Annotated in this window: 7 protein-coding genes; 5 read left to right on the top strand and 2 right to left on the bottom strand. The window is 69.2% G+C overall.

The window, feature by feature from the left end:
• Window positions 1-108: 108 nt before the first annotated feature.
• The 3 genes from C8D87_RS05685 (at window position 109) to C8D87_RS05675 (ending at window position 6,369) form a co-directional block, all read left to right on the top strand.
• Window positions 109-2,796, top strand: a complete 2,688-nt coding sequence (locus C8D87_RS05685; protein ID WP_112225781.1) for an exo-rhamnogalacturonan lyase family protein — start codon at window positions 109-111, stop codon at window positions 2,794-2,796.
• A 125-nt stretch (window positions 2,797-2,921) separates the two neighbouring features.
• On the top strand, window positions 2,922-4,247 hold the full coding sequence (locus tag C8D87_RS05680) for a right-handed parallel beta-helix repeat-containing protein (RefSeq protein WP_112226286.1): 1,326 nt from the start codon (window positions 2,922-2,924) through the stop codon (window positions 4,245-4,247).
• 4 nt (window positions 4,248-4,251) lie between these two features.
• Complete coding sequence (locus C8D87_RS05675) at window positions 4,252-6,369, top strand: family 43 glycosylhydrolase (RefSeq protein ID WP_215732183.1); 2,118 nt, start codon at window positions 4,252-4,254, stop codon at window positions 6,367-6,369.
• On the opposite strand, the gene C8D87_RS05670 is transcribed toward C8D87_RS05675, so the two are convergent.
• A complete protein-coding gene (locus tag C8D87_RS05670; protein ID WP_112225779.1) occupies window positions 6,351-8,516 on the bottom strand; it encodes a beta-galactosidase in 2,166 nt (721 codons plus the stop codon). The two genes, C8D87_RS05675 and C8D87_RS05670, sit on opposite strands and share 19 nt — an antisense overlap.
• A 9-nt stretch (window positions 8,517-8,525) precedes the next feature.
• On the bottom strand, window positions 8,526-9,101 hold the full coding sequence (locus C8D87_RS05665) for a hypothetical protein (protein ID WP_233441916.1): 576 nt from the start codon (window positions 9,099-9,101) through the stop codon (window positions 8,526-8,528).
• 199 nt (window positions 9,102-9,300) lie between these two features.
• Here C8D87_RS05665 and C8D87_RS05660 point away from each other — a divergent pair, with 199 nt between their 5' ends.
• Both C8D87_RS05660 and C8D87_RS05655 read left to right on the top strand, forming a co-directional pair.
• A complete protein-coding gene (locus tag C8D87_RS05660; protein WP_112225778.1) occupies window positions 9,301-10,374 on the top strand; it encodes an SGNH/GDSL hydrolase family protein in 1,074 nt (357 codons plus the stop codon).
• Between the two features lie 319 nt (window positions 10,375-10,693).
• Window positions 10,694-12,022, top strand: coding sequence for a glycoside hydrolase family 6 protein (locus C8D87_RS05655; RefSeq protein ID WP_112225777.1), 1,329 nt, complete (start codon window positions 10,694-10,696; stop codon window positions 12,020-12,022).
• Window positions 12,023-12,024: the final 2 nt, after the last annotated feature.

Genomic DNA, 12,024 nt, shown 5'->3' with positions numbered 1-12,024 from the left:
GATTCGGACGGAACAGAAAACGATCTCATAATTGAGCATACCCTTTGCGTCTCAGGCTGGAAAGCGCTTTCCAGAGCGTCGGCCTCGTACCCGAAAGGGAGTTGAAGCATGTCCCCACTCACCCGGCGGACCCTGTTGGTCGGCGGTACCGCCCTGCCTCTGGCGGTGTCCGCCTCGGTCGGCAGAGCCGCTGCCACGGAACCCGGCGAACCAACCGAGGTGCACTGGCTCGAAGGCGGTGTCCCCGCGGAGATGACCGGCGTGACGTGGGGAGTGCCGTGGTCGAAGGGGCACGTGCGGCCGGACCAGTCGTTCGGGCTGCGCACGTCCGATGGCACGGCGGTTCCTGTGCAGACGTGGCCGATCGGCTTCTGGCCCGACGGCTCGCTGAAGTGGAGCGCCCACGCGATCGGCGCCGGAACGCCGTCGGCCGAGCGGTACCTGCTGGCTCCCGGTCCGGCGGCGGCACCGGCGAAAGCGGTCACGGTGTCCCGGCAGGCCGGCCGGATCGTCGTGGACACGGGCGTCGCGCGGTGCGTGATCAACCGGAGCGGGCGGGCCCTGATCGACTCGGTGTCCCGCGGCGGCAGGGTCGTCGCGCGCAAGGGTGAGCTGGTCTGCCTGCGCCAGAACGCCTCCGACGAGCGAGGCGGGAAGGACGAGCGGTTCACCGGCGAGGTGCACAAGGTGACCGTCGAGCAGAACGGACCGGTGCGCGCGGTGGTGCGCATCGAGGGCAAGCACAGGGCCGACCGCCGTGCGCGGGCGTGGCTGCCGTTCACCGTCCGGCTGTACTTCCACGCTGGCGCGGAGAACTTCCGGATGGTGCACAGCTTCGTCTTCGACGGCAAGGCGGTGGACGACTTCATCCGCGGGCTCGGCGTGCGCTTCCAGGTGCCGCTCTCCGACGAGCCGCACAACCGGCACGTCAGGTTCGCCAGTGCGGACGGCGGCCTGTTCACCGAGGCGGTGCGCGGCATCACCGGGCTGCGCAGGGATCCGGGCGCCGCGGTCAGGGCCGCCCAGGTGGCGGGGCGGGCAACCCCGGCCGTGTCCACTTGGGACACCAGGGTGAGTTCACGGCTGCACCTCATCCCGGCCTGGGGCGACTACACGCTCAGCCAGCTCACCGCCGACGGGTTCGAGATCCGCAAGCGGACCAGGCAGGGCTGTGGGTGGGTCCACGCCGCGGCGGGCACCAGGGCCGGTGGGTTCGGCTACATCGGTGGCGTGAGCGGCGGTTTCGCGTTCGGCCTGCGCGACTTCTGGCAGACGCACCCGACCCAGCTCGACATCCGCGGCGCGGCGGGTGAGTCGGCCGAGGTGACGCTGTGGCTCTGGTCGCCCGACGCCAGGCCGATGGACCTGCGGTTCTACCACGACGGGATGGGCATGGACACCCATCCCGAGCAGCTGGAGGGACTGGAGATCACCTACGAGGACTACGAGCCCGGCTTCGGTGACCCGTACGGCATCGCGAGGACCAGCGAGCTGATGTTCTGGGCGCTGGACGCCACCCCGTCCGCGGAACGGCTGGCCGCGCAGGCGGCCACGGTGCGCACACCACCGCTGCTGGTCACCACACCGCAACGGATGCGGGCCGCCGGCGTGTTCGGCGACTGGTCCCCGGTGGACAGGTCGACACCGGCCAAGGCGGTGCTCGAGGACCGGCTCGACTTCCTCTTCGACTTCTACCGCAGGCAGGTCGAGCAGCGGCGCTGGTACGGGTTCTGGGACTACGGCGACGTCATGCACACCTACGACAACGACCGCCACGAGTGGCGCTACGACGTCGGCGGTTACGCGTGGGACAACTCGGAGCTGAGCACGGATCTGTGGCTCTGGTACAGCTACCTGCGGTCCGGGCGGGCGGACGTCTTCCGGATGGCGGAGGCGATGACGCGCCACACCGGCGAGGTCGACGTCTACCACCTCGGCAAGTACGCGGACCTCGGCACCCGGCACGGCGTGCAGCACTGGGCCGACAGCGCGAAACAGCTGCGGATCAGCACGGCGGCCAACCGCCGGTTCCTCTACTTCCTCACCGCGGACGAACGCGTCGGCGACCTGCTGCGCGACCTGGTCGACGCGGACAAGACGTTCCTCGCGCTCGACCCGTTGCGCAAGATCCGCACCGAGCCGTACGAGCCCGACCCGAAGGCGCTGGCGGTCGGCCTCGGCACCGACTGGGGCGCGCTCGCCGCCGCGTGGTTCACCGAGTGGGAACGCGGCGGCGATCCGATCGCCAGGACCAAGCTGCTCAACACCTGCACCGCGATCGGCGCGCTGAAGAACGGGTTCATCACCGGGGAAGGCCGTTACGACCTCACCACCGGCACGTTCGCCACCGACACCGTCAAGGTCTCGGTGTCGCACCTCAGCGCGGTGTTCGGGCTCGCGGAGATCTGCAGTGAGATCATCTCCGCTGCCGACGTGCCGGGGTTCGAACGCGCGTGGCTGCAGTACTGCACGTTGTACAACGCCACTGCCGCGGAACAGATCGCCGCGGTCGGGCAGTCGTTCGGCAACCTCAACCTCAAGCAGGCACACGCCAGGCTCACCGCCTACGCCGCAGCCAGTACCGGCGACCCTGCCCTGGCCGCTCGCGCGTGGACGGAGCTCGGCCGCGGCGAGGCGGGCTATCCGGCGAACAGCCCGTGGCGCAGCACCGGGATCACCGGCCCTGCCGTGCTGAATCCCGTCGACGAGGCGACGTGGGTGTCGACGAACGCGACCGCCCAGTACGGGCTCGCCGCGATCCAGTGCCTGGCTTTGGTCGGTGATCGAATGCCTTAGTCCCACCGCGAGCTCGCCGTCGAACGGTTCGACCACAGCGCACTCCGATCGTTGACACCTTCTGCTGCCCTGGCAAGACTGGGTGTCGCATGGGGAAAGCGCTTTCCAACGACGTGGAGCGAATCATGATCCTTGCCACGACTGTTCGGCGTGCCCTGCTGATCTCATTGCTCCCCATGGCGTTCGTCGTCCCGGTGAGTCACGCAGCGACGACCTACTACGTGGCACCGAACGGCAACGACGGCGCGGCTGGCACGCAGACCGCGCCGTGCGCCACGATCGCCCGCGCACAGAGGGCAGCCAAACCCGGGGACACCGTGTACTTCCGCTGCGGCACGTACGCGTACACCCGCGCCACCAGCAGTTGTGCGAGCCAGACGGCGACCGTGGACGCGATCACCCTCAACAAGAGCGGCAGCGCGGGCAACTCCATCCGCTACTGGGCCCATCCTGGTGAGAAACCGGTCTTCACCTTCTCCGGCATGGGGGACGACTGCCGGATCAAGGGTTTCGACGTCACCGGAAGCCACCTCCACCTGCGCGGGCTGGAGGTCGTCGGCGTACCGCAGAACAACAACCGCAACCACGAATCGTGGGGACTCTGGATCTCGGGAAGCAACAACGTCTTCGAACAGATCGACACCCATCACCACATGGGCGCCGGGCTGTTCATCAGCGGCGGGTCCGGCAACCTCGTCCTCAACTCGGACTCGCACGACAACTACGACCTGCGCAGCTCCAACGGGGCAGGGGAGAGCGGTGACGGGTTCGGCTCGCACTACACCCCGGCCGGGCGGCCCGCGAACGTGTTCCGCGGTTGCCGCGCGTGGTGGAACGCCGACGACGGGTTCGACCTCATCTCGACCTATTCGCCGGTGCTCATCGAGAACTCGTGGGCCTGGCGCAACGGTTACGTGCCGGGCACGACGACGAGTGCCGGAAACGGTGCCGGGTTCAAGATGGGCGGTTTCGGGCGTGAGTACGACGCCGGCGCGGTGAAGCACACCGTGCGCTTCTCCGTGGCGTTCAACAACAAGGCTGCGGGCTTCTACTCCAACCACCATCCGGTGGCGAACGACTACTTCAACAACACCAGCTACGGCAACCGTCCCGACTTCGACATGCGGGGCATCAACTCGAGCGGAGCCTCCGTCGGCAGGGGAAACCTGCGCAACAACATCGCCTACACCGGCACGTTGCTGGCCAACATGAACGGCACGACGGCATCGCACAACTCGTGGAACCTCGGCATCCCCCTGTCGGACGCGCAGTTCCGCAGCGTGTCGACGTCCGGCTGGGACGCACCGCGCCAAGCCGACGGCAGCCTGCCGGTCCTGCCACACCTCCGCCTCACCGCCACCAGCACGTTGATCGACAAAGGCACCGACGTCGGCCTGCCCCACAGCGGGAGCGTGCCGGACCTCGGAGCGTTCGAGAGCGATGGAAGGTGACATCTTGAGGTACTGGAAGCTGTCCGCCGCCGTGGTTCTGGCGGCGGCGACACTGATACCGCTGCCCGCCGTGGCGGCACCGGCCGACAACGGACTCGCGCACCTGGTGGCGGACTACCGGACGCGCGTGCCCGGCAAGTACACCGCCGATTCCTGGGCACCGTTCGCCAAGGCGCTGACCGCCGCGTCCGAGGTCGCGGACGACGCGAGGGCGAGCACGTCCGAGGTCGCCGCCGCGAAGACCGCGTTGATGACCGCGGCCGGCGACCTGAAAGCCGCCGACGAAGGCACGTTCCAGACCATCACGAACAACACGTTCTGGAACGACACCAATGGCAACCCGATCTACTCGCAGGGCGGTGGCGTCTTCAAGTTCGGCGACACCTACTACTGGTACGGCGTCCACTACACCGGCGCCGAGCTCTACCGGGCCAACCCCACACGCAAGTACGACGGTGACGTCACCTTCGTGTCGATCCCCGTGTACTCGTCGAAGGACCTGGTGAACTGGAAGTTCGAGAACCGGGTCGCGACGCGCTCCACCGGCGTGGGCAGCGGCGCGAACCTGGGCGGTGCGGGCTGGGTCGGCCGTCTCGGTGTGTCCTACAACGAGAACACCGGCAAGTACGTGCTGGCCGTGCAGATGTGGCACACGGGCAGGGGCGGGCACGGGGTGTTGTTGCTGCAGGGTGATTCGCCCACCGACACGTTCGACTACGGCTACTTCCAGACGCAGATCACCAACTCGCCGACGACCGGCACTGGCGACCAGACCGTCTTCACCGACGACGACGGCAAGGACTACCTGATCTTCTCCAACCGCGAAGGCCGCTCGCGCGCCTTCGTGGCCAAGTTCCGGGAGTCCGACTCGCTGCGGATCGAGCCGGCCGTGCAGATCGGCTACAACGCCGCGGGCCGCGAGGGCAACGCGATGTTCAAGCTCGACGGCAAGTACTACCACGCGGCGTCGGCCCTGCACGGCTGGAACACCTCGGTCACGCACGTCCTGGAGTCCAACAGCATCCAGAGCGGCTACTCGGGCGAGTACACCCTCGCCGGCACGGAGATGGACTACAGCCACGTGACCCAGACCGGGTTCTTCGTGACGGTCAAGGGCACCAAACAGAACACCGTGATCTTCGCCGGTGACCGCTGGGCCGACTTCGCCTGGAACGGCCACGGTTACAACCAGTGGATGCCGGTGACCAGGACCGGTGCGCGGCCCCAGTTCCATTCGGTCAGCCAGTGGCAGTTCAACGTCACCACCGGCGAGTGGCGGGTCGGGCCGCAGAACAACTACGTCCTCAACCCCGACTTCCAGGCCGACCGGATCATCGTCTCGACGCTGACGGGATGGACGAACTTCCGCGAGTCGGGTGCGAGCAGCATCGTGACCAATGTGGACGGTGGCGCGAACGGCAGCCGGTTCGGGCTGCGGATCGGTGCCTCCTCGTCGTACGCGGGCGGGGTGCGGCAGCGGGTCACGATTCCGGCGGGCACGTACAAACTGGGCCTGCACGCCAAGACCTCCGGCTCGCTCAGCGCCGCGCAGGTGACGGTCACCGACGCTGCCGGTACGTCGCGGACGCTGAACGTTCCGGCCTCGTCCGGCTGGACCCGGCGTGAGCTCACGGACATCCCACTGGCCGCGGGGACCGCCACCGTGACGATCCGGGCGGCGAGCGGCAACGGCTATCTCTTCACCGACGCCCTCTCGCTCGTGCGGACCTCCGGCGGAACCCAGCCGGGGTCGCGGTACGAGGCCGAGAACGCCCCGGCGCAGTGCCAGGGCACGATCGACTCGAACCAGGCCGGCTTCTCCGGTGGCGGGTTCTGCAACGGCACCAACGCCGTCGGTGCCTACGCCCAGTTCACCGTGACCGCGGCGGGCACGGCGACCATTGGTGTGCGGTTCGCCAATGGCACCACCACCGCGCGGCCGGCGAACCTGATCGTCAACGGGACCACGGTGGGGACGGTCTCCTTCGAACCCACCGGGGCGTGGACCTCCTGGTCGACCAAGGCGCTGAACGTGCCCCTGACCGCCGGTGAGAACACCGTGCGGCTGGATCCGACCTCGGCGGACGGGTTGCCCAACGTGGACTACCTCGACGTGGGATAGAGCTGCACGCGCGCCCGGCGGACCAGCCCGACCGCGTCGACGGAGGCGGTGTGCAGTGCCTTCTGGTACTGCACCCGCACCGCCGGGTCGACGTGGACCGCGTTGTCCGCCGGGCGCGGCAGCACCCTGATCTCGACGCCGTGCTCGCGCACCTCGCGGGCGAACCGGCGCAGGCCGATCTCCCATTCCGGGCCGTACCAGAAGTGGTCGGCCACCAGCCGGCCGCCGACGTACGCGCGCGCCACGTCGCCGGTGTAGGCGAGCACGAGCAGCACCTCGTCGTCACCGGCCAGCGCGGTGCCGGGCACGTCGACGTGGAAGATCGCGGCGTGTTCGAAGTCCTCGTCCAGCGGTGCCGAGGCACGCCTGCGTGGGCCACCGGTTCGTGCCGGTGGCGTCTTGGCTTCGTTGCGAACGGCTCGGAGCGCGGGGACCTGTGGGGTGACTCCTGTGGTGAGGCGGACGCGGGACTTTCCGGCGGCCGGGGCGAGAGGGAACGACACGTCCAGGTGGCATGCCGTCGTCTCCACCCACATCGAGTCGCCGTCAGCCACCACGGGCTCGTCGCACAACACCGGTGTGCCGGGCGGCAGCCACTGCAACCGCAGCCCATCCGCCTCGTTCAGCACCAGCAACCGGACCCTCGCGCCGTCAGGTGCAGTGGCGGTGACCACGGCCTCCGGTCCAGGACAGGAAACGGTCACCACGCCCTCCCCGTCGACCGCGGCGCCGGACACCGTTGTCCCAGCGGGGAAAGCGAACCGCGGGATGATCCCGGCAGTCGCGACGAACACGGCCGTGGACACGCCGTCCCACCTCGTCCGCCCCACCGGCATCGCGGTCGCCCAGGCGAGCTTCACCGAGCCGACGCGGTACCCGATCGGCCAGACGAAGTGCGCGCCGGACGGAACCGTCACAGCGGGCAGCCGCACCTTCCGCTCACCCAGCACCACCTCGAACCGCACGGCGTGTGCGGGAAGCCGTTCGTGGGGCTGGTGGTTGTTGACGAACAGGAACGCCGCCCCACCGCCCCATCGCACGGACCAGCGCAACGTCGCACGGTCGTCGAGGTTCACCGGCTGGGCGACGGGCAGGTGCGGCGCGGCCGTGGCGAGGTCGGCACCGCAGTCGCGCAGGAACAGGTGCTGCAGGCGCAGCGCCGCGAACGACGGGCGCACCTGGCCGTACTCGCCCAGCGGTGCCTGGAAGTCGTAGTTCACCGCGGGCAGGTCGTTGGGGTAGCCCGTGGCGTGCGACTCCTGGTTCGCGGGGCGTTGCGAGCAGCCGTGGTAGAGGTAGTAGCCCTGCCACACCGACCCGCTGGCGAGCCGGCACAGCGCCAGCGCCGACACGTCCGCCGCTCGGATCAGGGGCCGGCGGTGGTAGGCGATGGCCATGCCGCCGCCCAGTTCGCAGGTGATGTGCGGCCGGTGGGCGTGCTCACCCCGTATCGGGGCAGGAAAGTAGTGCCGCCGCACGTCACGGGCCCACCCGTCCGAGGCGTCCTCCCAGAACGCCTCCGGGTAGGCGCTGTGCACCGGCAGCAAATCGGGAGGCAGCCGAGCGCCGTCCCACGCCGTGGCAGTCCACAGTGGAGCGCTCATGCCCGCCACCTCGGCGAGGGCGCGCAGGGTGGCCAGGTGGCCGGGTTGGTGGCGCAGCTCGTTCTCCACCTGCACCGCCATGACCGGCCCGCCGTCGTCCCACCACAACCCCTTCAGCTGCCGGGCGATCGCCGCGTAGTACGGCCGCACGATGCCGAGGTAGGCGGGGTCGTCGGTGCGCGGCTCGCAGTCCACGTCGGACAACCAGTCCGGGAAACCGCCGTTGCGGCACTCGCCGTGCGTCCACGGGCCGATGCGGAGCACGACGGAAAGGCCGAGCTCCGCGCACAGTTCGGTGAACCGCCGCACGTCGCGGTCGCCGTCGAAGCGGTGCTGCCCGCGGACCTCCTCGTGGTGGTTCCAGAACAGGTAGGTGGTGACGAGGTCGATCCCGCCGGCTTTCATCAGCAGCAGCTCCCGGCGCCAGAACGCGGCGGGGAAGCGGCTGAAGTGGAACTCACCGGAGACGGGCAGCCACGGGCTCCCGTCCCGGCGCACCAAGTGGCTGTCCACTCTGGTCGGGTAGGCGTGCAGTGACAGCAAGTCGTGTTCCTAGAGCGTGCGTTCGAAGGCTCCGATGTCGGGTTTGCCCTGGTAGAGCGGGCCACCGGCGAAGTCGCGCCCGCCGGGGTTGTCGATCCGCGTGCCGGAGTCGATCGTCGGCGAGCCGGAGCGCATCCTGTTCTGGCCGGGAGTACCCGTGGCCGGTACCTGGTTGGTGACCTCCAGGCCGCGGATGGTCCAGAACTGCTGGTTGGCCAGGCGGACCGCGTCGGCGACCTGCCCGCCGCCGTCGACGCGCGGAGCCGCGCCGGTGCCGTAGCGGTCGATCGTGATGGGCGCGGTGGAGGTGCCGGATCCCTTGGGCCACAGCTGGCCGGTCCAGCGGCTGCCCGCGCGCAGCAGGATCCGGTCGCCCGGCTGGAAGACGGTGCTGTTCACGCGGGCGAGGGTGCGCCACGCGTGGGCGCTGTCGAGCCCGGAGGCCGAGTCGTTGCCGCTCTGGGTATCGACGTGGTACGCGGTGCCCGCCTGCCGTGCCAGTTCGGCGTGGGCGGTCTGCGGCGCCACCGCGAGGAGCGCGAGCACGATCGCAGCACCTGTCTTGAATCGTTTGAATCGCCGCATGTGACGAGGCTAGGGTGACGCGTCGATGCGGACAATCCCATCGAATCGACGTCGATGCCCTTGCCTCCAAAAGGATTGAACGTTTCAACAACCGTCGCGGCGGCCGTTCGACGACGCGGCTGGTCGAATTCGTCGAAGCACCTCGTTTTCTGGCAGGCCGTCTTGACGGTCGCTCGGGCGCCGTGCCAGTTTTCGGTTCATGTCGCGTTCATCCGTTGGTACGCGGTCGATCCGGCCCGCGTTGGTCGTCCTCGTCGCCGCGCTGCTCGGCGCGCCCGCGGCACAGGCCGCGCCCCTGGACCAGGCTCACACCGCGGGCAGGGTCACGAAGTCCGGTCAGTACTCCTGGCCAGGCGTCTACTTCGAGGGCAGGTTCCGCGGCACCAGCGTCGGCGTCACGCTCAACGACGCGGCGAGTTACTACGACGTGCAGATCGACGGGCGAACCGTTGCGACACTGGCGAAACCGGGCCGGACCACCTACTGGGTGCGCAACCTGAGCAACGCCGAGCACCGCGTCCGGCTGGTCAAGCGGTCGGAAAGCCCCTGGGCCACCGGTGAGTTCGGTGGTTTCGTCGGCAACGTGCTGACCAAGCCCGCGGCCCGCACCCGGCAGATCGAGTTCATCGGCGACTCCCTGACCGCGGGCTACGGCAACCTGTCCACCACGCGCGACTGTTCGGCGAACGGCGGCGTCGACCGCAACACCAACGCGGACATCAGCTTCGGCGCGCTCACCGCCCGCACGTTGAACGCCGACTACCAGATCAACGCGTTCTCCGGCCGCGGCATGGTGCGCAACTACAACGGCGGCGAGCCCGGCACGAGCTACCGCACCTACTACGACCGGGCGTTGCTCAACGTCAACGGCGATGTGTGGCAGAACCCCGGTACGTGGCGCCCGCAGCTGGTCGTGGTCGGGTTGGGCACCAACGACTTCTCGACCGCGCTCAGGCCGGGTGAGCAGTGGCCCACCCAGCAAAGCCTTGTGGCCGCGTACAAGTCGGCGTACCACGGGTTCCTGGACAAGCTGCGAGCACGGTACGGCTCCGGCACGACGATCGTGGTGAGCGTGCCGGAGGCCTCGGGGACGTTCGCCGACGCGGTCCGGCAGGTCGCGCAGGAGCGGGGTGACAGCCGGATCCGGTACTGGAACTACGCCGACCCCGCGCTGGACCGGCTCGGCTGCGACTGGCACTTCTCGCAGCGCGACCACCGGCTGATCTCCGGGCTGCTCAACGACTACATCGCACGGCTGGGACTGGCCTGGTGATCGTGGAAACGCTCCCGGTCCATCCGGTGCAACGATGACTGCTCCCCGCGCCGCAATCCGGCACGGAGCTTCGAAGGTGTTCGAACCGGTGGCTTCCTGAGCTCCCGGCCACCGGAACGGTCCACGAAGCTGAGAAACGTGCCACTGCGGGTCGTCTTGCGCTCGTCTTTCAGGCGCCACACGCGGATCGGCCGTGTCCGGCGCTCACGGATCGTGCAAACCGGCTAGTCGAGGACGTTCGACGAGCACTTTTCGGGTGGCTGATCGGTGAATAGAGTGTGCCGCCAGTCTGGGAACGCTCCCAGAATGAGGAGGCAGGATGCGCAACAAAGGAGTTGCCGCCGGCATCGCGGTGACCGTGCTCGCGGCCACCGCGGCCGCGGTCTTGGGCAACGCGCAGGCGGCCGCGTCGCCGTTCTACGTCGACCCGAACACCGGCGCGGCCCGGTGGGTGGCGGCGAACCCCGGTGACTCGCGCACCCCGGTGATCCGCGACCGCATCGCGAACGTGCCGCAGGCGAGGTGGTTCACCACCACCAACACCAGCACGGTGCGGGGCGAGGTGGACGCCTTCGTGGGTGCCGCGGCTGCCGCGGGCAAGGTGCCGATCATGGTGGTCTACAACATCCCCAATCGCGACTGCGGCGGGGCGAGCGGCGGCGGCGCGCCCTCGCACAGCGCGTATCGGGCGTGGGTGGACCAGGTGGCAGCGGGACTCGCGGGACGGCCGGCGGTGATCGTGCTGGAGCCCGACGTGCTGCCGTTGATGACGAACTGCCAGAACGCCGGACAGCAGGCCGAGACCAGAGCCTCGATGGCGTACGCGGGCAAGCAGCTCAAGGCCGGGTCCGGTCAGGCCAAGGTCTACTTCGACATCGGGCACTCGGCGTGGCTCTCGCCCGCTGAGGCGGCGTCACGGCTGCGTGGCGCGGACATCTCGAACAGCGCGGACGGCATCTCCACCAACGTGTCCAACTACCGCTGGACCGCTGACGAGGTGGCGTTCGCCAAGGCCGTGCTGAGCTCGCTGGGCGACTCGCGGTTGCGTGCGGTGATCGACACCAGCCGCAACGGCAACGGCCCCGCGGGCAGCGAGTGGTGCGACCCGCCGGGGCGGGCGATCGGCACACCGAGCACCGACCAGACCGGTGACGGCCAGATCGCCGCGTTCCTGTGGGTCAAGCTGCCCGGTGAGGCGGACGGCTGCATCGCGGGCGCCGGCCAGTTCGTGCCGCAGCGGGCCTACGAGCTCGCGAACGCGGCGAGGCCGCCGACGACCACCACGACGACCACCACGACGACTACGACGACCACGACGACCACGACCCCACCGGCGCAGGGCGGGTGCAAGGCCACGCACAGGGTGACGAGCACCTGGAACGGCGGCTACAGCGCGGAGATCGTCATCGAGAACCGGGCGGCGGCGATCAACGGGTGGAAGTTCACCTTCTCCGCGCCGGGCGTGACGGTGTCGCAGGGCTGGAACGGCACGTGGGCGGACCGGGGTGACCTCGTGGAGGTCGCGAACGCGTCCTGGAACGGCTCTCTCGGCACCGGCGGGACCGCCACCATCGGCTACAACGCGACCCATGGCGGCGGCACCCCGCCGTTCCTCTCCCCGATGCTGAACGGGGTGGTTTGCGTGTGAGA

It is taken from the genome of Lentzea atacamensis (assembly GCF_003269295.1).
GTDB lineage: Bacteria > Actinomycetota > Actinomycetes > Mycobacteriales > Pseudonocardiaceae > Lentzea > Lentzea atacamensis.
The sequence above is the reverse complement of the archived record's forward strand: the minus strand, read 5'-3'. Positions and strand labels throughout refer to the sequence as shown.

Coding starts and splice junctions, on each gene's coding strand:
- C8D87_RS05685 (WP_112225781.1), top strand. CDS start 109: ATGTCCCCACTCACCCGGCGGACCCTGTTGGTCGGCGGTACCGCCCTG.
- C8D87_RS05680 (WP_112226286.1), top strand. CDS start 2,922: ATGATCCTTGCCACGACTGTTCGGCGTGCCCTGCTGATCTCATTGCTC.
- C8D87_RS05665 (WP_233441916.1), bottom strand. CDS start 9,101: ATGCGGCGATTCAAACGATTCAAGACAGGTGCTGCGATCGTGCTCGCG.
- C8D87_RS05660 (WP_112225778.1), top strand. CDS start 9,301: ATGTCGCGTTCATCCGTTGGTACGCGGTCGATCCGGCCCGCGTTGGTC.
- C8D87_RS05655 (WP_112225777.1), top strand. CDS start 10,694: ATGCGCAACAAAGGAGTTGCCGCCGGCATCGCGGTGACCGTGCTCGCG.